20 protein-coding genes and 1 tRNA gene are annotated in these 20,671 nt (G+C 63.0%); 15 read left to right on the plus strand and 6 right to left on the minus strand.

All coding sequences use genetic code 11. The annotated features are described in order from the left end of the window. Positions 1-21 precede the first annotated feature (21 nt). From U1739_RS16320 to U1739_RS16330, 3 genes are all read left to right on the plus strand, one after another. Positions 22-2,886 (plus strand): TIM-barrel domain-containing protein, encoded by a 2,865-nt coding sequence (locus tag U1739_RS16320; RefSeq protein ID WP_332709637.1) that lies wholly within the window; start codon positions 22-24, stop codon positions 2,884-2,886. Further along, complete coding sequence (locus U1739_RS16325) at positions 2,886-4,505, plus strand: alpha-L-fucosidase (RefSeq protein WP_332709638.1); 1,620 nt, start codon at positions 2,886-2,888, stop codon at positions 4,503-4,505. The genes U1739_RS16320 and U1739_RS16325 overlap by 1 nt, the downstream gene beginning before the upstream one ends. An 83-nt stretch (positions 4,506-4,588) precedes the next feature. Continuing rightward, positions 4,589-4,792, plus strand: a complete 204-nt coding sequence (locus tag U1739_RS16330) for a hypothetical protein (RefSeq protein ID WP_332709796.1) — start codon at positions 4,589-4,591, stop codon at positions 4,790-4,792. Here U1739_RS16330 and U1739_RS16335 read toward each other — a convergent pair. Continuing rightward, complete coding sequence (locus U1739_RS16335; protein ID WP_332709788.1) at positions 4,706-5,008, minus strand: excalibur calcium-binding domain-containing protein; 303 nt, start codon at positions 5,006-5,008, stop codon at positions 4,706-4,708. The two genes, U1739_RS16330 and U1739_RS16335, sit on opposite strands and share 87 nt — an antisense overlap. 731 nt (positions 5,009-5,739) lie before the next feature. Continuing rightward, entirely contained in the window at positions 5,740-7,848 is a 2,109-nt protein-coding gene (locus tag U1739_RS16340; protein ID WP_332709639.1) for a S9 family peptidase, read from the minus strand. Positions 7,849-8,166: 318 nt separating this feature from the next. On the opposite strand from U1739_RS16340, the gene U1739_RS16345 reads away from it, so the two are divergent. The 8 genes from U1739_RS16345 (at position 8,167) to U1739_RS16375 (ending at position 15,204) form a co-directional block, all read left to right on the plus strand. Further along, complete coding sequence (locus tag U1739_RS16345) at positions 8,167-10,326, plus strand: TonB-dependent receptor (RefSeq protein ID WP_332709640.1); 2,160 nt, start codon at positions 8,167-8,169, stop codon at positions 10,324-10,326. A gap of 116 nt (positions 10,327-10,442) precedes the next feature. Continuing rightward, positions 10,443-11,153, plus strand: a complete 711-nt coding sequence (locus U1739_RS16350) for an AraC family transcriptional regulator (protein WP_332709789.1) — start codon at positions 10,443-10,445, stop codon at positions 11,151-11,153. A 119-nt stretch (positions 11,154-11,272) separates the two neighbouring features. After that, positions 11,273-12,250 carry an alpha/beta hydrolase fold domain-containing protein gene (locus U1739_RS16355; protein ID WP_332709641.1) on the plus strand — a complete coding sequence of 326 codons (978 nt, stop codon included), beginning with the start codon at positions 11,273-11,275 and terminating at the stop codon, positions 12,248-12,250. Beyond that, entirely contained in the window at positions 12,247-12,858 is a 612-nt protein-coding gene (locus U1739_RS16360) for an FMN-binding negative transcriptional regulator (RefSeq protein WP_332709642.1), read from the plus strand. Before U1739_RS16355 ends, U1739_RS16360 begins: the two co-directional genes overlap by 4 nt. Before the next feature lie 592 nt (positions 12,859-13,450). Then, entirely contained in the window at positions 13,451-13,579 is a 129-nt protein-coding gene (locus tag U1739_RS16365; protein WP_332709643.1) for a hypothetical protein, read from the plus strand. After that, a complete protein-coding gene (locus U1739_RS21250; RefSeq protein WP_443025581.1) occupies positions 13,576-13,680 on the plus strand; it encodes a DUF4113 domain-containing protein in 105 nt (34 codons plus the stop codon). Before U1739_RS16365 ends, U1739_RS21250 begins: the two co-directional genes overlap by 4 nt. A gap of 89 nt (positions 13,681-13,769) precedes the next feature. Beyond that, on the plus strand, positions 13,770-14,771 hold the full coding sequence (locus U1739_RS16370) for a sensor histidine kinase (RefSeq protein WP_332709644.1): 1,002 nt from the start codon (positions 13,770-13,772) through the stop codon (positions 14,769-14,771). 52 nt (positions 14,772-14,823) lie between these two features. Continuing rightward, positions 14,824-15,204 (plus strand): response regulator transcription factor, encoded by a 381-nt coding sequence (locus tag U1739_RS16375; protein WP_332709645.1) that lies wholly within the window; start codon positions 14,824-14,826, stop codon positions 15,202-15,204. A gap of 358 nt (positions 15,205-15,562) precedes the next feature. Here the strand turns inward: U1739_RS16375 and U1739_RS16380 are convergent, their stop codons facing one another. From U1739_RS16380 to U1739_RS16390, 3 genes are all read right to left on the minus strand, one after another. Further along, positions 15,563-16,204: an SOS response-associated peptidase family protein gene (locus U1739_RS16380; protein ID WP_332709646.1), complete on the minus strand. Its 642-nt coding sequence runs from the start codon at positions 16,202-16,204 to the stop codon at positions 15,563-15,565. A 567-nt stretch (positions 16,205-16,771) separates the two neighbouring features. Continuing rightward, on the minus strand, positions 16,772-16,957 hold the full coding sequence (locus U1739_RS16385) for a DUF6961 family protein (protein WP_332709647.1): 186 nt from the start codon (positions 16,955-16,957) through the stop codon (positions 16,772-16,774). A gap of 97 nt (positions 16,958-17,054) precedes the next feature. Continuing rightward, the gene (locus tag U1739_RS16390) at positions 17,055-17,312 is read right to left on the minus strand and encodes a hypothetical protein (RefSeq protein WP_332709648.1); all 258 of its coding nucleotides are present in this window, start codon (positions 17,310-17,312) and stop codon (positions 17,055-17,057) included. Positions 17,313-17,433: 121 nt separating this feature from the next. Between U1739_RS16390 and U1739_RS16395 the strand changes: the two genes are divergently transcribed. Beyond that, positions 17,434-17,769: a hypothetical protein gene (locus U1739_RS16395; RefSeq protein ID WP_332709649.1), complete on the plus strand. Its 336-nt coding sequence runs from the start codon at positions 17,434-17,436 to the stop codon at positions 17,767-17,769. Further along, the gene (locus U1739_RS16400; RefSeq protein WP_332709650.1) at positions 17,757-17,972 is read left to right on the plus strand and encodes a hypothetical protein; all 216 of its coding nucleotides are present in this window, start codon (positions 17,757-17,759) and stop codon (positions 17,970-17,972) included. The genes U1739_RS16395 and U1739_RS16400 overlap by 13 nt, the downstream gene beginning before the upstream one ends. A gap of 651 nt (positions 17,973-18,623) precedes the next feature. Here U1739_RS16400 and U1739_RS16405 read toward each other — a convergent pair. After that, positions 18,624-18,710: transfer RNA gene (locus tag U1739_RS16405), tRNA-Leu, on the minus strand. Positions 18,711-18,819: 109 nt separating this feature from the next. Between U1739_RS16405 and U1739_RS16410 the strand changes: the two genes are divergently transcribed. Continuing rightward, positions 18,820-19,755 (plus strand): complex I NDUFA9 subunit family protein, encoded by a 936-nt coding sequence (locus U1739_RS16410; RefSeq protein WP_332709790.1) that lies wholly within the window; start codon positions 18,820-18,822, stop codon positions 19,753-19,755. A 39-nt stretch (positions 19,756-19,794) separates the two neighbouring features. Continuing rightward, a complete protein-coding gene (locus U1739_RS16415; RefSeq protein ID WP_332709651.1) occupies positions 19,795-20,604 on the plus strand; it encodes an undecaprenyl-diphosphate phosphatase in 810 nt (269 codons plus the stop codon). Positions 20,605-20,671 lie beyond the last annotated feature (67 nt).

The raw sequence follows: 20,671 nt of genomic DNA on the forward strand, positions 1-20,671 counted from the left end.
GGACAAAATAAGGGGACGGATATGAAGAAGACGATCATCTCCACGCTCATGCTTGGTAGCGCTATCGGCAGCGCGCAGGCGCAGACCTATCAGAAGACCGCCGCGGGTATCGTAGTCAGCCCGGCAAGCGGCCCGGCGTCGCGCATCGAACTATCGGTGCATGGCGATGGCATCGTGCACGTCGTCGCATTGCCCAAGGGCAGTGAGGGGGCCGTGCGCACGCCGAGCTTGATGGCGCCCAATCCGCCCGCCGCCGGTGCGTTCAGCGTTGCGGAGAGCAAGGGGCATGTGTTCGTCCGCGCGGCCAAGTCGATCGCCGATGTCGATCTGCAGACCGGGCAGGTGCGCTTCCTCGATCCCGCCAACCGCGTGTTGCTGGCGGAAAGCGGCGCGCCGGTGTTCCGCCCGACCAGCGCCGACGGCAAGCCCTATGTCGCCGTGTCGCAGCAGTTTAATCGCGGCACCGACGAAGGCCTGTACGGCCTCGGCCAGCATCAGAACGCACAAATGGACTATAATGGCGAGGACGTCGAACTTGCCCAGCACAACATGGATATCGCCGTGCCGTTCGTCGTCTCGACGAACAAATACGGTTTGCTGTGGGACAATGACGGGATCAGCCGCTTCGGCAATCCGACGCCGTACAAGCTCGTCGGCGAGGGGCTGCAGGTCAGCAGTATTGGCCAGCCGGGCTGGAAGGCGGAATATTTCCTGGACGGCAAATCCGTGGTGACGCGGCAGGAAGCCGTGATCAACTATCAGTTCATCAAGGATCAGGCGACCTGGCCCGCCGCCGCCAAGGCCGCGACCACGGCCGCCACCGGCGGTCAGAATACCGCCGGCAATGCGGTGCAGAAGCAGACGGTGGTGTGGTCGGGCGATGTGCTCCCGACGGTCACCGGCGCGCATAAATTCCAGCTTTATGGCTCGAGCTATTTCAAGGTCTTCGCCGACGGCAAATTGGTGCTCGATCGCTGGCGGCAGAACTGGAATCCTTGGTACGCCAATTTCGATCTGCCGATGACCAAGGGCAAAAAGGTCGCGATCCGCATCGAATGGGAGCCCAATGCCGGCTATATGGCGTTGCTGCATAACGATCCGCTGCCTGCCGCCGATCGCCACTCGGTTTGGCTGACCAGCGATGTTGCGCAGGCCAAGGATTATTGGTTCGTCCCCGGCGACACGCTGGACGGGGTTATCGCCGGCTACCGCCAGCTCACCGGTAAGGCTGAGATGATGCCCAAATGGGCCTACGGCTTCTGGCAGTCGCGTCAGCGCTACGAGAATACCGCCGAGCTGACCGGCGTGGTCGAGAAATATCGTTCGCTCGGCATTCCGCTCGACAATATCGTGCTCGATTGGCGCTATTGGCGCGATGACGATTGGGGCAGCCATCGCTTCAACCCGAAATTCTGGTCCGATCCCAAGGCGATGATCGATGCCGTCCACGGCGATCATGCCAATTTCATGATCTCGGTCTGGCCGAAATTTTATCCCACCACCGATACGTACAAGGAACTCGCGGCCAAGGGCTTGGTCTATCAGGGCAATCTGAAGCAGGGCAATGTCGACTGGGTCGGGCCGGGCTACAAGAACACCTTCTACGATCCCTATGCCCCCGAAGGCCGCAAGATTTTCTGGAAGCAGGTCGAGACCCGGCTGGCCAAATTGGGTGTCGACGCCTGGTGGGCCGATGCCAGCGAGCCCGACATGCACAGCAATCTCTCGATCCCCGAGCGGATCGACACGATGGGTCCGACTGCAGCCGGCCCGGCGGCCGAATTCTTTAACAGCTACCCGCTGATGAACGCGCGCGCCTTCTATGACGGCTGGAGCGCGTACAAGCCCAACGTGCGGCCGTTCCTGCTCACCCGCTCCGGGTTTGCCGGGCTGCAGCGTTACGGCGCGGCGATCTGGTCGGGCGACGTCGCCAGCCGCTGGTATGATCTGCGCGCGCAGATTTCCGCCGGGGTCAACGCCTCGATGTCGGGCATCCCCAACTGGACGCACGATATCGGCGGCTTTGCGCTGGAGGATCGCTTCGCCAGCAAGACGCCGACCGCGGAAAATCTCGAGGAATGGCGCGAACTCAACCTGCGCTGGTTCCAGTTCGGCGCGTTCAGTCCGCTATTCCGCAGCCACGGCGAATATCCGTATCGCGAGATTTACGAGATCAGCCCCCAAGGCTCGCCGATGCGCTCCTCGATGGTGTGGTACGATCAGCTGCGTTACCGTCTGATGCCGTATATCTACACGCTGGGCGCCGACACGTTCCAGAAGGACGGCAGCATCATGCGCGGCCTGGCGATGGATTTCCCCGCCGACCTCAAGGCGCGCAAGATCGACGATCAATATCTGTTCGGCGATGCGCTGCTGGTCGCCCCGGTCACGGAATATCGCGCGCGCGCGCGCCAGGTCTATTTTCCGGGCAAGGCGCGCTGGTACGATTTCACCACCGGCAAGGCATATCGCGGCGGCACGTCCGCCACGGTGGACGCACCCTATGAACGCATGCCGCTGTTCGTCCGCGCCGGCGCGGTGGTGCCGATGGGGCCGGTGACGCAATGGGTCGATCAGCAGCGCGATGCGCCGCTGACCATCACGGTCTATGCCGGGGCGAACGGGCAATTCTCGCTCTACGAGGATGACGGGCGCAGCCTGCAGTACAAATCCGGCGCGTCGAGCCGCATTCCGATGCGCTATGACGATCGCAAGCAAACGCTGACATTGGGCGCGCGCGAAGGCGCAGGCTGGGCCGGCATGCCGGCGACACGTGCGATCCGCGTCAAATGGGTCGTGCCCGGCAAACCGGTGACCGACGCCAACGCCTTCGATACGGAAGTGACGTATACGGGCGCCGCCATGACCATCGCGAAGCGCCGCTGATGCACAGCTTGTGGCATCGCCGGGGCGTGCTCGCCGGCCTCGCGGCGATGCCCGCCATGCCGGCATTGGCACGGGCCGGGGGGCTGGCCGCCGGGCCGGTCCAGCCGACCTGGCCGTCGCTGGTCGAGCATTATCGCTATCCCGATTGGTTTCGCGATGCGAAGTTCGGCATCTGGTCGCATTGGGGCCCGCAGGCAGTGCCCGAGCAGGGCGATTGGTATGGCCGGTTCCTGTATATGCAGGGCCATCCGATGTACCGCCACCATCTGGAGGCCTATGGCCACCCCGCCGATAGCGGCATGATGGACGTGCAGAACCGCTGGACCGCCGCCAATTGGGATCCGGCAGCGCTGATGCAGCGCTTCGTGAAGGCGGGCGCGAAATATTTTGTCTCGCTCGCCTGCCATCACGACAATCTCGATTGCTATGACAGCGCGCATCACCCGTGGAACTCGCTGCGCGTGGGGCCGAAGCGCGACGTGGTCGGCACCTGGGCCAAGACCGCGCGCGCCGCGGGGTTGCGCTTCGGCGTCTCGAACCATGCCAGCCATGCTTGGCACTGGTACCAGCCCGCGTACGGCTATGACCCCGAGGGGTCGCGCAAGGGCGAGCGCTACGATGCTTACCGGCTGACCAAGGCGGAGGGCAAAGGCAAATGGTGGCACGGGCTCGACCCGCAGCAATTGTACACCGGGCGGCACATGGTCGCGCCGGACGGGATCGATAGCATCGCGGCGATGGACGCCTGGCACGACGCGCATGACGGGCAGTGGATCGAGACCGCGCCGCCGGGCGATGCGCGCTACGCCAGGCAATGGCTGTTGCGGCAGATCGACCTGATCGAGAAGTACCGTCCCGATTTCTGCTATATGGACAATACCGAACTGCCCTTCGGCCCGATCGGGCTGCAGGCGGCGGCGGATTACTATAATCGCTCGCTACAATGGCACGGCAAGGTCGATGTCGTGCTCACCGCCAAGCAGTTGCAGCCCTATGCGCGCGGTGGGCTGGTGCAGGATGTCGAGCGCGGCTTCTCCGATCGCTTGTGGGAAGAGCCGTGGCAGACCGACACGTGCCTGGGCGACTGGTTCTATAACCGATCGCGCTTCACCGACCGCAGCTACACTTCGGCCGAAGCGGTGCTGCAGCGGTTGGCCGACGTGGTGTCCAAGAACGGCAATCTCCTGCTTTCGGTGCCGCAGCGCGGCGACGGCACTATAGATGGCGAGGAGGAGAACATCCTCGATGGGCTCGCCGCCTGGATGGCGATCAATGGCGAGGCGATCTTCGGCTCGCGCCCGTTCCGCGTCTATGGCGACGGGCCGACGCGGCTCGCCTCGGGCATGAAGAGCGAAGACGGGTTCAAGGGCTTTGCGGCGGGCGACGTGCGCTTCACCACCAGAGGCGGTGCGCTGTACGTACTGTTCCTCAAGGCGCCGCAAGGCACGGCGCGGATCATGGCGCTCGGGCGGAGCCAGTGGAACGGGGCGATCGCGCGCGTGACCCTGCTGGGGGGGCGCACGCTGTCGCACCGGCATAGCGACGAAGCGCTGGAATTGGAGCTGCCGCCCGGACTTGGGATCGTGCCGGTGGTGCGGATTGAGGGGCGTTTCGATTGAGTGCAAGCTGCCAAGGAATTGTTCACCGAGCAGGCGCATCGAAGCGGGATCGCCATTCAATGTAGCCAGATCAGGGCGGCAAGATGAACGAGGCCCGTGAAGTAGACCGCGCGGAGATGTTGACGGGTTGCAAAGCGGCGGAAGTGTTTGAGGCAGCCGACGCATTCCTCGACCTAATTACGATGATGATCGATGGCTGTTTATTCGCAGCCGATACCGTCACCATTGCGATCGAGACCGCGGCTATATCCGGCATCGCCAGCGCGAACCGGCGCAGCGCCTGCTGATCTTGCGGCGCTGCAGTTAGTAAATGCCTTCCCATTCCCGCTACCGGATGAGGGATTGAGCGACCGCTTTGTAATTCCGTTACCACTAAACGATGAGCCGCGATGGCAGTGATAGCCTGTCCCGCCCTTGCGGTTCTTGTGGCACCCCTGTGCGTTTAAGCCGCCTGGCGTCGCGAAACTATTCGATGTCGTGTTGATCGCCAGTAAACCAGCCACCGCCGCTCCACCTGCTTGTTCACGATCGTCTTCCCCTGATGACGACGCTATCGGTCGGGTTGGATAGCGCAACGGCAATTTCGATCGTTCTCGGTAAAATCAAACTCGCCGTCGCGAGGTCCGTTGTCGGCGAGGCTCGGCGCGAGATCGTGTTCGTCACTGACCAGAAGGACGTGTTGCCGATACAGTTCGCGACGCGCGATCTAACCAACGGCTCAAGCGAACACGCGGCTGAGCTGATACCTCGTTCGACGACACACTGCACTGCGATAGGAGACGCTGCTTGAGGCGGCGATCGTGCAAATGACTGACTCGCTACGCTGCGACTCCGCTATTTGCTCCGCAATTGGTGCGGTCTGCGTCGATCGATAGGTGGCCGCCCAACTGCAGCCGTGATCGGCGTCCCGATGTCGTAGCTGTGGCGCCCCAGCCCCGCATCGATCCGCGTCAGGTTCGAGCCGCAGCGGCGACGGTCAACTAAAGCCGATCGCGTTGCCCAAGCGTCCCGCCGCGATCCAGTCGCGTTGCGCGACCTGCAGCAAGTCGAGACGGCCCGCATCATGCACGCCGGCGGAACTGCGCCAGAACATGGTCGCGCGCCGGTATTGCCGGGCCGACTGCAGGAAGTATCGTCGTCTCCCGGTTCCGGGTTTAGTTATAATCGGTCTAACCGCCATTGTGCAGTTCGCGCAGCGGCGCATGCGACAACTGGCGCGGATCGAATACCGTGATCAAGCGAACGTCCCCTCGATACAGCCTTGGGCGAAGGCATAGAAGCGGGCCATCTTGCGGTTCTCGGCCTCGCGCCCGCCGCTTGCCTGATGCCCGGCGGCCATGTCGGTGAGCAGCAGCGTCGGGCGGGCAGCGGTCGATCGCGCACGCACTTCGGCGACCAGTTTTGCCGGTTCCCAATAGCCCACCCGATCGTCCTTCAGCCCGGCGGTGGTTAGCAGCGGCGGATAGGCCACGCGCCGGACATTCTCGTACGGGGAGATTGACGCCATGTAGTCGTAATCAGCTGCGCTCGACAGCGGGTCACCCCAATCAGGGCGGAACAGCGGGACCAGCGGATGCTCGGCGTCGCTCATCGTATTTAGCATGTCAACAAACGGCACCGATCCGATCACCCCGGCCCATAGATCGGGCGCAGCGTTCATCGACGCGCTGACTAGCAAGCCGCCGGCCGACAAACCGTAGGAGACAAGCTTGTCGCGTGCAGCATAGCGCTCGGCTATCAGGTGTCGTGCGCAGGCGATGAAGTCGCCGAAGCTGTTATGTTTGGCGTGCAGACGCCCGTCGAGGAACCAGCGCCGGCCCTTTTCCGATCCGCCGCGCACATGTGCGATGGCATAGCTCCAGCCGCGTTCGACCAAAACGGTCGGTGCGACATCGAACAGCGCCTCGCTCGACACGCCGTATGCGCCGTAGCCATAGAGCAGTAACGGTCCCGTCCCGTCGGCCACGGTACCCTTGCGCGTCAGCAGCGTGATCGGCACGCGTTCGCCGTCCGAGGCGGTCGCGAACAGCCGCCGCACATTGAAGCGCGCCGGATCGAACCCGGCGATGCGCTGGGTAGCGATCACCGTGCTCCGCCCACTGGCCAGGTCGACGTCGATCCAGTGTGGCGGACTGGCGGGCGTCTCGATCATCGCCCGGCAAGTCGCGCCGCGATGATCCTGCCCGAGCGGCACAGTCAGCGCATAAGCGTCGCCCGCGATCGCCACCTGCCGTTCCGTACCGCCCGGCAGCGTGAGGACCATGCGCGGCAGCACGTCGCGCCGTTCGAGCCGCACCAGCGCGCCGCGGAACGACGCGATTTGCAGGATCTGCGTCCCCGCACGGTGCTGCACCAAATCGCCCTGCTCGGCAAAGTTTTGACGATCGACCCGCGCGATCCGCCCGTCGAGCGCGGAGGCATCCTCGACCAGCGCGACCAGGCCGCCGTTCCATTCCTCGATCGAATAGCGCCGCCCCTTGGCGCGCGGCCACACCACCGCCGGAGCACGCGTCTCGCCCGCGGCGGGAATCAGCCGCACCTCGCTGGTATCCGGCCCCGACAGCGTGATCGCGACGAACCCGTCCGCCGCGGTGCGCTCGATCTGCATGAAAATCGCCGGATCGCTTTCCTCATAGACCAGTGTCCCCGGCCCTCCCGCCACCGGCGTACGATATACGCGCGTCGGCCGGTTGCGCGCATCGCGCCAGATCCAGAACAGCCAGTCCGACGAAGGCGAGAAGACCAGCCCGCCATAGCCGTACGCATCGCTATCGACGAGCACCCGCACCGTCCCGCCTGCGATATCGCGCACGCAAATACGATGCCGGTCGTTGCCGCCGACATCTTCCGCCCAGGCATAGGATTTCCCGTCCGGGCTGACCTGTTGTCCGGTGGTGCGATAATAGGCCTGGCCCGCCGCGCGCGCCGCCTCGTCGAGCAATAACTGAACCTCGGACGCGCCGACGCGGTGCCGCGAATAGCGCGCGTGTGATCCGTCCGGATACGCCTTGCCATACGTCCAGCCATTGCGCGACAGGCCAGGTTCGGCATCGCCGACCGGCGCGCGCGCCTGCATCGTTGCGTAGAACGCGGCCTCGTCCGCTGCAACGCGCTCCAACACCGCCTTGGCATAGACATTCTCTGCCAGCAGATGTTCGCGCACCGGCGCCGGCAGCGTCCCAATGCTGCGCTCGCCGCTGGCCGGCACGTATTTTAGCCAGGCATAGGGATCTATCCGGGTCCTGCCGACCTGCGTGCGTACCAGCGGAATGCGCGGCGTCACCGGCGGCGTGGGCAGCGTGCTCCTAGCCGCGCGCGCCGGCAGCGTAACGCCGCCCAACATCGCCGTAATACCTGCCCCCGCGAGGAATCGGCGGCGCGATAAGGCGATACGGGATAGGGCTGGCGACATGGAGGTCGGCGTTCCTCAGTAGTGATGATGAAGAGTAGGGGCGCCCGTATAACTACGGCAATCGATACGTTCCGCCCCGGCGGCAATTTGGCCCGATCGCAATAACCATCGACCCAGCTAGCGCAATCATGACGCTCGAAAACGTCACAAATGCTCGTAACCTTGCAACAGGTCACAACGATGGGGGCGACATTGCGCAACAATAGTTCATTCATATGCCGGGTCAGCGCTATCGCGCTCGCCAGCATTATGCTCGCGCCGTCGGCGTCGTTCGCGCAGTCCGTATCCACCGCCGATACAGAGGCAGGAGATATCGTCGTAACCGCGACGAAGCGTGACGAATCCACGCGAGATATCCCCGGCTCCGTGTCGGCGGTCACCGAACAGGATTTGCAGCGGCTCAACGCACAGAGCCTGTCGGACTATATCACCCGTGTCCCCGGCGTCGTGTTCAACGATTACCAGCCTGGTGTTTCCGAAGTGGTGATCCGCGGGGTCGCCTCGACGACCTATCACGAGGCGAACCAGGCCACGACCGGCTATTACATCAACCAGATCCCACTGGTCGAACCGGGCTTCCCGTTGGTCATCCCCGACATCGATTCGTTCGATGTGAAACAGGTGGAAGTGCTGCGTGGTCCGCAGGGCACGCTGTTCGGGTCGTCGTCGCTGGGCGGCGCAATCAACTATGTCGTTAACGAAGCCGATCCGTCGGCGATCGACGCCGGCGCCGAGGGCATCGTATCCTCTACCCGGCGCGCGGGCGAAGCGAGCTACGCGGCAAAGGCGATGATGAACGTGCCGATCATTGCCGACAAGCTGGCGGTGCGCCTGGTCGGCTTGCAGCGGTACGACGCAGGCTATCTCACCAATACCGGGACCGGCGAGAAGGGCAGCAACGATCTGCGCGTACGCGGCCTGCGCGGCTCGATCGTCTTCACCCCGACCGAAACGACCAAGATCTCCGCGCTTGGGCTCTATCAGGAATATGATCTCGACGATCAGACCTACGTGCAGTTTGGCGCCGATCCGCAGGCCAGAACGTACGATCGCAACACCAATGTCGATGAGTTCCAGGATACCGAGATCCAGCTCTACAGCCTGCGACTCGATCAGGATCTCGGCTTTGCCAACCTCACCGCGGTCGGTAGCCATACGATTAAGAAGGCCGATCTGGCGTTCGACGATTCAATCTTCGGCGGCAACGATCCGCGCACCGATACGCCGCAGCTGTCCAGCTCGGTCGGCAAGTCGACCACCAATTACGGCGAGCTTCGCATGGCCTCCAGTGGCACCGGGCCGTTCACATGGCTGATCGGCGGCAATTATACCAAACTGCGCTCGGACTCTACGGACGGCGCTTTCGTGGAGGGGATCGGCGCCTATATCGATGCCAACCCCGCATTGTTCGGGGGGCAACCGGGGAGCGTGCTGGCACCCGGCGATCTGTTGCGTCGTACCGTCAGCACCAGCCGGGTGCGCGAAATCGCTGCCTTCGGCGAACTGTCCTACACGCTGGCCGACGTGCTCACGCTGACGGTTGGCGGACGATACTTCGAATACAAGTCACAGCCGCGCCTGCAGTTCCTGCCCAACGCCGCGCTGATCGCGCCATTCGATTACGAGCCGGGCGCGCGCAAGGAATCCGGTTTCGTGCCCAAGGTCTCTTTGTCGTACAAGCCCAGCAACCGACTGACCCTGTACGGCCTCTATTCGGAAGGCTTCCGGATCGGCGGGATCAACACCTTTGCCGTGGCAACCGGGGTGCCGATCGAATTCGACAGCGATTCGACGCAGAATTACGAGTTCGGAGCGAAATTCGATCTGGTGCCCGGCACGATGTCGTTCGACATCGCGGCGTTCAACATCAAGTGGAACGACATCCAGTCGCGTCTGTTCACGCCGGTCGATTTCAACGCCTACACCGTCAATGGCGGTGGCGCGAAGATCGACGGGATCGAAATGTCGCTGGTCTTCCGCCCGTCGCGCAATCTGACCTTCACCACCAACCTGACCTATAACGATGCACGCCTGTCGGCCCTGTTGCCCGACAGCTTTGCCCCCGGCGGCGGCTATGCGGCGGGGACGCGACTGCCCGGTGCGTCCGAGTGGATCATCGCCAACCAGCTTGATTTCGAGCTGCGCGATTCACCGCTTCGGCCGCGCATCGGGATCGCGCATCGCTATCTGTCGAAAGCGCCCGTGGCGTTCGGGGCGACGCTTGAAAAGGGCGATTACAGCCTGATCGATCTCAACGCCTCGCTCCGCGTCGCCGAAGGCATTGAGGCGGGCCTGTTCGCCAAGAACTTGTTCGATCAATACGGCATCCTCAACGCGCCCTTCTCGTTCGCCGGCAGTGTCACGCGGCCCCGCACGATCGGTGCCAGCCTGCGGTTCGGTCTGCGTTGACGATTGCCTGATCAGCGCGAAAGTGGCAGTTTCGCGCTGATCGTGGTGATATTGCGGGGATCGGGCCGATAGAGCATTCACACAATCTCGAAACCTGTACTCGGCCGGTATGCGGGCTGACCGACGAATATCCGCCGGGTTTCGTCGATCCGGTCCACGCGCATGATCGTATCCAGGTGCTCTACGCATGTTCCGGCGTGATGTCAGTGGTCACGCCAACGACGAGCTTCGTCGTCCCGCCGCAGCGGGCGGTATGGCTGCCCGCCAACATGCTGCACGAAGTATCTTGTCGTGGGCCGGTATCGCTCCGCACGCTCTACATCGATCCCGCGCTGTACGCGCAGGCGCCGGAATGCCGGGTGATCGAAGTCAGCGATTTCCTTCGCGCGTTGATCCTGAAGGTCGTTTCGTTCGGCCATGACTATGATCGCGACGGCCATGCCGGCCGTATCGTCGAGGTATTACTCAATGAGATCGCGACGATGCCAATTGCGCCTTATGGCGCAACGATGCCGAGCGACGAGCGGCTGTTGCGCGTGTGCAGAGCGATCCTGGCTGATCCGGCGGACAATCGCGACGTCGATCAACTCGCCTGCATCGCCGGGATGGCGCGCCGCACGTTCACCCGCGCGTTCAAGCGCGAGACCGGGATGGGCTTGGGCGTCTGGCGACAGCAGGTGCGGCTGATGCAGGCGCTGTCGCTGATGGCGGCCGGGCGGCCGGTCACGACGATCGCGTTTGACGTCGGCTATGACAGCCCGAGTGCGTTTACCGCGATGTTCCGCCGCGCCTATGGCGTTCCGCCCAGCATGTACGCCTTGCCGTAAAATTCCGGCTGGCCCGATTGCGGCGATGTTTGGCCTCACCGCGGTCTTCGCTCGACCGGACTGGCCCTATCAGATCGACACCGGGCCAACAGCGCCCGGATAACGGAGCAGGACAAGGCATGATTTCCACGATCGAGGCGATGGCCGAGCAGGATGACGTCGATCCCGAGATTCGCGGCTTCATCGCCGCGTTGAACCACGGCTACGGCCAGTTTTCCGATTTCGACGCGCTTCCCCTGCCAGAACGGCGCGCAGCGGCGGAGACGGTGCGGGAACAGTGGCGCGCGGGTGGCCCGGTTATGGCCGAAACGACCGAGACGGTGATCGCCGGCTGCCGCGCGCGTCTGCACCGTCCGGCAATGCCGGCAGGAGTCGCTACGCCACCCGCCTTGCTCTATATTCACGGCGGCGGCTGGACGATGTTCAGCATCGACACGCACGATCGCCTGATGCGGGAGTATGCCGCGCGCGCCGGCATCGTCGTCATCGGCATTGATTACAGCCTCTCGCCTGAGGTCAGATATCCCGTCGCCCTGAACGAAGTGGCAAGCGCGTTCCGCGCGCTGCGCCAGGACGCCGCCACGCTCGGCATCAATCCCGCCGCGATCGCGATCGGCGGCGACTCCGCCGGAGCGAACCTCTCGGTAGCCGCCTGCCTCAGCCTACGCGCCGCGAACGAGACGCTGCCCGCTGCGATGCTCCTCAATTACGGCGCGTTCGATCCCGCGGAGACGCCGAGCTATGCACGGTTCGATGGCCCCGCCTACATGCTGACGATTGCCGAGATGGATCGCTTCTGGGATAATTATGTCGCCGATCCAGCCGCGCGCACCGACCCGCTCGTCGCACCGCTCAATGCCGATCTGAGTGGCCTACCCGCGACTTTCCTGGCGATCGCCGAATGCGACATCCTGGCCGATGCCAACCTGACGATGGCCGCACGCCTGGAGGCGGCTGGCATCGCAGTTGAAGCGCGATTCTACCGCGGCGCGACGCATAGTTTTCTCGAGGCAGTTTCGATCTCCACGCTGGCGGACCAAGCACTGGACGATGCCGCGCGCTGGCTTGCCGCGCGGCTTGGCGCGCACCCGGCGTGAGCTTCGCCCCGCGCTCGCCAGATGATATCGTCGCGCTGATCGCGGCACACCCGCTCGCCTGGGTGATCTCGCGCGATTTCGATGCCACGCCGCTGCCGCTGCTCGCCGAATGCGACGGGGAGGGGAGGTTGGTGTCGTTGTTCGGTCACTATGCCCGCCGCAATCCGCAGGTCGCAATGTTCGAGGCCGATGCCGGGGCGCTAATCCTGTTTAACGGGCCGCAGGACTATGTCTCGCCGACTTTAGTGTCGAACCCTGTCTGGGGCGCAACTTGGAATTACGCGACGCTGCGCATCACTTCCGATATCGCGTTCATGCCGGACGAGACGGACACCGCACTGCGCCAGCTTGCCGCGCATCTCGAGCCCCCCGGCGCTTGGCAGGTCGATGCGATGGGCAAGCGGTACAACCGCATGATTCACGACATCGTCGCGTTCCGCGCCACCGTCAAATCGTGCGAAGCGGTATTCAAGCTGGGGCAGGATGAGGCCGACGGCAGTTTTGCGGAGATCGTCGCTAACCACCCGAACCGCGATTTGGCTCGCGCGATGCTCGATCAAAGCAACCGCCCCGGCCGAATCGCCAATGACGCCGACGCCCCTCCGTGATCGGCTTCTAACTCGTGCGGGGCAAGTCGATAGGGCCGCCGCACGCCGCCGACTAGACGAATCCCCGCCGCCTGGTCGCGGGTCTGGCCCGCGAGCTGCTGCTCACCGTTCTTGCCGATCTTTGCGCGCACGTCGCGCCGACTGCCGAACTGATCAGCGAGGCGTGGGTGGGCTGGCTGCGCAACACCGTCCTGCCACTAATGTTCGCTGATCGTCACCGGTATGGCCTCCGCCGCCGATGACGCGTGCGCCGGCGGCGTCGCAGGATGCGCGCTGCTGTCCATTGCGATCGGCCTGAGCGCTCCGCGCTCGTCGCTGCGACTTTGGAGTAGCTCGATGCGAGCAGGACACTCGAGCAGAACGAACGGCTGGTTTCGCGAAACGGCGGGCGCACGGCACATAATTAGTTATAGGTCAACGGTCCCGATCGCGGCTTCTCTATGATAAACTAAATTCGGCTACCAGCGTCGAACACGGTGCGGCACCGTGGGCTGTTGCCCAAATCTTCGTGCATCACGTTTCAGACGCTCAGATCAATGGCGCGGCGCAACGGGCGTGGCGGGACGGCTATGCCTATATGAAGGCGTTCATCATGCTCGACGATCTGGTGGCTGCGGATATGCGACCGCGGACGCTGTTTGAGGAAAACACGAGGAAGCGGGACCGGCTGATGGGCCGCTGGACGAAATCAACGGGCGTTTCGGCAAGTGGACCGCGGTGACAGCGTCTCAGGGCTTTCGGCGGGAGTGGAAGTTGCGGTCAGAGATTCGGTCGCCAGCGTGGACGACGAATATCGCCGAGGTGCCCAGCGTTCGGGCGTAGCGCGGGCATCGGGCCCTGCAGCCCAGGTAGTATGTTGCCGCGCAGCCGGTTGAGGCTATGCAGGAACGAGATCGAACAAAGGTAACGACGTGACGACTGAATTGCCGACCGGACATGAGTGGAACCAGCAACACGTTCGCTTGGCGATCGACGCGGCAAGTGTGGCCCTTTGGTCATGGAATGTCGACACGGATTTGCTGACGATGGATGATCGCGGCTTCGAACTTTGGGGCATACCGTGGAGCGACAAGGTCACGTTTGAGGAACTGTCGGCCCACATTCACCCGGCAGATCGTGACCGTGTTCGGTCAGCATTCGCAGCGACGCGAGCCGTCTTGGGCGATTACGAGACAGATTTTCGCGTCATTGTTGGTGACGAAGTTCGCTGGATCTCGGCGCGCGGCAAAGGCGACGACGCCGGTATCGTCGGCCGCACGATGTTTGGCATTTTTCTTGACGTCACCGGCCGCAAACAAGCCGAGGAAGGCAACGAGCTGCTCGCCGGGGAAATGAGCCACCGAGTCAAAAACCTGCTCGCCATCGCCTCCGGCCTGACCACCATTACCTCACGATCGGCGACGACCACCGAGGAGATGGCGCAGGACCTCACCGGACGCCTGACCGCGCTAGGCCGCGCACACGATTTGGTCAGGCCGCTGGCAAGTGGCCAGGGCGAAGCTGCGTTGCTCGGAGATTTGTTGTCGATTTTGCTCGCTCCGTATGACGATCTAGGAGCGTTCAAAGGGCGAATCAGGGTTGCGGTTGAGCGGACCGGCGTAGGCGAGACGGCCGCAACCGGACTTGCGCTGGTGATTCATGAACTTGCCACCAATTCGATGAAATATGGATCCCTATCGGACGCGACGGGAACGCTCGACATTTCCAGCGCTTCCGAGACCGATCACATCGTCCTCACCTGGTTGGAACGCGGCGGTCCGCCGGTTTCGCCCCCCGATGGGCCGGACGGCTATGGTAGCAAACTGATCAGACGAAGCGTCGCCAGCCAACTCGGCGGAGCAATCGACTATGATTGGTCGGCAGGCGGCCTGATCGTGACCCTCCGCATCAAGCGCTCTCGTTTGGCTAGGTAAGCGGAAAAGGCGTCGCAGCGGAACGACCGCGTCTTGGAACGGTTTGGCCGTGATGGCTGAATTCCCCGAACGCACCGTCATTCTCATTGTCGAAGACGAACCCTTTATCCGTATGGCCGCGGTTGATCTGCTGGCTGCGGAGGGACGCGTCATTCTTGAAGCTGGTAACGCCGAAGAAGCGCTGGAGGTCATTGCGGCAGAGGAGCGGATCGATCTGCTGTTCACTGACATTAACATGCCTGGGGAATTAGATGGCCTCGATCTTGCCGGGATCGCCTATCGCCAGCAACCAGACGTAAAATTGATTGTTACGTCGGGCGCTAACAAGCTGGCTGACGACGAAGTCCCGGATCATGGCCTTTTCATATCAAAGCCTTATTCCCCGCATGAGCTGACGACTCTCGTCGCGGCGAAACTTGGCGCCCCCAGCTAACACACGAACTGGTCAATTGCTTCAGATAGGTGTCGTGACGCCCCCATCCGGATTAAGCAGATCAATGTTGTAGGTCTTCGCTAATTCATTAGCCTCTTTACTGGCTTTGCGGCACCGCGCATTGCCACCGCTGGCAGCATCTCGAAGGATCTGCTGAGCGGGTCGCGGAGACCGTCACGGCGTTGGCCCGTTCACCGCCCCGAAACCTTGATTTTTTTGGCGAGAGCACGGGACCGGATTGCAGATTGGGTTCGCTCAAGCGTTCTGGCAATCCGAGCCACGCCCAAGCCCTCACGTGCCATGCTTCGAAACTTGGCGTCGTCTTCGTTGGTCCAAGCTTCGCCGCGTCGGGCAGGCATCAAGGCAGCTTTGGCTGACGCGTGGGAAACGCCGGTCCCCGCACCGTCATCCGATTGGCCGGATATGGGCACTGCAGGGCTCGCACGTCGTCATAGCTGCCAGTCAACCAACGCTCGTGGTCGTCCGGGTGGAGGACGGTAATCATGGCCTTTGGGTGTATCGGCGCAACGAGCTCGTTCGGATCGCACGTCACTATCGTGAACCCGGCACCCTCCTTCGTCTGCTGCCAGAAGCCGGCAACGGCGAAGATCGGCTGGTCCGTCACCTGAAACCACATCTCTCCCTTGAGCGGCTTCTTGCCGTCGCCCAGGTCGTGCGTTTCCGGCGTCCATTCGCAAAATTCGGTCAGCGGCACAAGGCAGCGCTGCTCAGGCTTCGACGCCAGCGCTCCCCATTGGGATAGCCCCAAGTTGCGGACGTTGGTCATCGGCCAAGGCGCCGCACCGCCCAGCACGTCCCAAAACATGACATCGATACTGCGGTTGCCGTCGTGCTGACGAACGACATAGGCGCGGCCCTTGGGCCGCAGCTCGCGCGGATCGAAGCGGTTATCCATTGGCCTGGCGCTTAACCACCCAGTCGCACGGAATTGCTCGATGATCGTCTCAGGCTCGCCGAGCATGCGCGCTCGATTACACACTGGCTGGTCTCCGCACGCTCGTTCCTCCAATGTCCGGCGCGTCGAATCACCGGGAGCTAACGTTGGCATACGACCTAGATGCATACGAGGGCGATTGGTGGCTTATTTACGAGGACGAACCGCTAACAGGTGAGCCCCGGCGACGTCTAACAATTCAAGGTGGCCGTGTTTTTAGGGGTCGCCATTACGCCGGCAAATGCCGGGTGGACGGGGACTGCCTGGTGATTGCTTTTGAGACAGAGATCATGCGCTTTCACCCCCATGGTTCCACACCGCTCGTCTACCTGCAGGGCAACCTTGAAGAGGGAGGTTTTCTGCTCAACCGCACGTTAAAGCGCGTCGACCAGCTCCCACCGCCCGCCGCGTCATAGGACGGCTGAATCGTTAAAATTGTAGGGCGCGACCGGATCTTGATCCGTCCCGACGGCAAATATGGCGATGTCGCCTGGCGCGATCTCATCCCTGGCCTGCGCATCCAATGGCGGTGGATGAAGTCGGGCGGTCCGAAGATCCGGACGGCGCTGTGGTATGCGTCGCCGCGGAAGCAAATAAAGTGAAGCGCCGGCTTCATTGCCGCGGACCCCGAGTGAGTTGATCATAGCGTTCGGCGATCGCCCGCCACCGCGCGACTCCCTGCAGATCGCCGGCCAATACCAGGGCGGCGACACGCCCGGCGATGAACGCGGGCGCGCGCGGGCCGTGCTGCCGCTCTACCAGCAGCGCCTCCGCCCAACGTTCGCGATCAGCATCCATGGCAGGCAGGTGGTTGCTCGAGTCATTGCTGACAAGCGGGACAAGCCGCCCGCCGCTATCTTTGCTGCCTCCACCGCCGGTCAAGCCAAGCGCGTGATCAGACTTCGTCGCCGAACCGCCAGAACCGTGTCTCTCGCTGGTTGGGGCCTGCGCGAATCCCGGCCCAGCATTCCCGCTTGGGCAGCTCGACGATCCGATGGATATGCTCGGCCGTCACCTGATGCACGGTGCCAGGGTTTCGGTGAACGAGCTCGCTGCGCCAACTCCCATCCGGCGCGAGCTGGAACACCTCCTCGACATAGCCGCTAGCCAAGATCTCAGTTTCAAAGCTCCACGTATGGTCGTGGATCAGCATTCGGTTCGCCTATGCGGAATCGATGCAGGGCTCGACCGTCGTCGAGATGGTATTTAGTGAACGCGCGCGACATGCGCGCGACGCCACGATGTTCGTTCCCGCAGGCGCGTGATCGACGGCAATGCGCGGTATTTTAGCCGCAGTCATCGCTTCATCCGGCGTCTCGCCAGCCATGTTCGGCGTCGTCTACCGCTTGGAATATATCGTCCTCGACTTGCTGCGCAAAAAGATGCGCTCTAACGGCTTCGGGATCACCATCGCTTGGGAAGGTAACATCTTGGCGCGCTGTGATCGCAAGATCATCGACCCAATCGCCGCGGTCGCGTTGGGAGAGCAGCCATCTACCGAATGGCTCAGCTTTCGATCGATAGATCTCCGGATTGTCCTGATCTTCCATAATTTCCTCGTTGTGCGGCCGTCGCATGACGGCGGAGGCGCCATATTATGCTCGCCGTAGTGCTTGAAGTATCAGCTCCTTATGAACCAACGCCAATCATCGAGCGCGCGATCGAAATTGCTCAGTCGGGAAAGTGCAACTCGCTTGTGGATCTCCGTCGCCAGCTGTCGCCAGAGGGGTATTCGAGCGTCGATCAGCACTTAGCGGGCAGCTCGATCGGCAAACAGATCAAGGGAATGATACATAAGGCTCAGCACGGCTAGTTGGGCTTGGGCGCCGCGATCTGCCGCTCGGTGGTTGATCCAGGCACTACCCGGCGGAGGAGATATGGCCTTTTTCTCATCCCCTGGATGCCCAGCCACAGCACCCGATTCCCTGCACGACGATCAGCGCGAAAATCACCTTTGCAGCGAGGCTCGGACGCTTGTTGCCCCGACCGGTCATGAGCCGCGGCTTACCGTCGGTGTAGCGCTGTCACGATGCTGCGGGGCCGCGATTTCTTAAAGTCGCGCGATCAGGTCCGCGAAAGCGTTGTCGGTCGGCACAGGGTAAGAGGTGTCCACTGCCAGGACGTGCGCATGACCTTCGTCTCGTACTGCCTGTCTTGTAAAAACGCTCTCCACGTAACCTATGAGGTCTTCGGCCTCCTCGCTCGGGCTGAAAAGATCGCCTGCCCAAGTTTCATCAACCGTTTCATTGTCACCCCCAGCCGTTAAACAAACGTCCCGACGCTCAAACGGGTGATCACGATCGGCTTGAAGGCCGACCGAGCGCTATGTGCCGAACTGCGTCATCTTCGCGCTGGTCGCCACCATTCGCGTATGACCGGAACATGATGAGGGAGGAAGTATGGGAACGGCGCTGCCAATTTCCCAATATTTCTGTCTACTCTCAACGCCTTGGTCAAGAAGCAATGGTGCCCGGAAGAGGACTCGAACCTCCACGACCTTGCGATCGCCAGCACCTGAAGCTGGTGCGTCTACCAATTCCGCCATCCGGGCACTGGGTAGGGGGCGGGCTTTAGGGGTGGGGTGACGGCCTTGTCAACACGCATGGTGGTGGGGCAAGGGGTTTGCAGAATTTAGGCAGGATTTCGGCATGAACGCGGACATGAACGGCAAATTGGTGACGCTGATCGGCGGCGGCGGGTTCCTCGGGCGCTATGTCGCGCAGGATTTGTTGAAAGCCGGCGCGCGGCTGCGCATCGCGCAGCGCGATCCGCGCAGTGCGACGTTTCTGCGCACGCAGGGGGGGCTGGGACAGACGCAGTTCGCCGTCGTCGACGTGACCAAGCCGGATTCGGTGCTCCGCGCCGTCCAGGGCTCGGACGCGGTGATCAACCTTGTCGGCATCCTCAAGGGCAAGTTCCACGCGGTTCAAGCCGACGGCGCGGGCCATGTCGCGCGCGCCGCGACCATCGCCGGGGTCGGCGCGCTGGTGCATGTGTCCGCGATCGGCGCGGATGCCGCCTCCCCCTCGGCCTATGGCCAATCCAAGGCGGCAGGCGAGGATCAGGTGCGCGCGGCATTCGAGAATGCGACGATCCTGCGGCCGTCGATCGTGTTCGGGCGCGAGGATCAGTTCGTCAATCGCTTTGCCGGCATGATCGCCAGCGCGCCGGTGGTGCCCGTGCTGCGTAGCGGCGCGAAATTCCAGCCGGTCTATGTCGGCGATGTGGCGGCGGCGGCCACGCGCGCGCTGGCCGATCCCGAGACCTTCGGTGGGCAGACGTTCGAATTGGGCGGGCCGGACGTGCTGACGATGGGCGCGCTGATCCGCTGGATCGTACAGGCGATCGGGCGCACGCCGAGCATCGTCGAGGTGCCCGACATGGCTGGTGCGCTGATCGCCCGCGCCGGCTTCCTGCCGGGCGCGCCGATCACGATGGACCAGTGGAAGATGCTGCAGAGCGACAATATCGTCACCGGCGCGGACGGGCTGGCCGCCTTGGGCATTGCCCCGACGCCGCTCGGCGCGGTCGCGCCCGCCTGGCTGGTGCGTTATCGCCGGCAGGGCCGGTTCGGTGTGGTCAGCGACGCTGCCTGAGGCCATCGGCCGCTATTATCGCGAAACGGGGGACTCCACGTGTACGACCTGATTGTCATCATCCTGCTCGGCATCGTCGAGGGGGTGACCGAGTTCCTGCCCGTCTCGTCCACCGGCCATCTGATCCTGGCGGGCGCCTTGCTCGGCCTGCCGCAGGCGGACGCGACGTTCGATATCGTCATTCAATTGGGTGCGATCCTGGCCGTCGTCGTGTTGTTCTGGGGTCGGTTCATGAAGGTCGGGCGCGGGCTGCTGGCGCGCGATCCCGCGGCGATCCGCTTCACCCGCAACGTGTTGCTCGGCTTCCTGCCCTCGGCGCTGGTCGGTGCGATCGCCTACAAATCGATCAAGGCAGTGCTCGAAGCGCCGTTGGTCGGGCCGTTGGTGGTAGCGATCGCGCTGATCGTCGGCGGCGTGCTGATCCTGATCATCGAAAAATTGCAGAAGCATGTCGTGACCCGCTCCGTGGAGGAGATGCCGTGGCGTACAGCGCTGGCGATCGGCGTGGTGCAATGCCTGTCGATGATCCCGGGCGTCAGCCGCTCGGGCGCGACGATCATGGGTGCGCTCACGCTGGGCGTCGATCGCGAGACCGCGGCCGAATATAGCTTCTTCCTGGCCATCCCGACGATGTGCGGCGCGACCGCATTGGCCTTGTACAAGAGCCGTCATGAATTGGGCGACGCGCATCTGACCGCGATTGCGATCGGCTTCGTCGTGTCCTTCTTGGTCGCGCTGGCGGTGATCCGCTGGTTCGTCGCCTTTGTCGGCAAACACGGTTTTGCGTCATTTGCCTGGTATCGCATCGTCGCTGGCTCGATCGCGCTTATTGCGCTGCTCGCCCGATAGGGCCGAAACGGTATTTTATAACCGCATGTCGCGAGTATCACATGTCAATCTGATAAACGTCGCCGAT

Origin of the sequence: Parasphingomonas puruogangriensis (assembly GCF_036663635.1) — a bacterium.
Taxonomy (GTDB): Bacteria; Pseudomonadota; Alphaproteobacteria; order Sphingomonadales; family Sphingomonadaceae; genus Sphingomonas.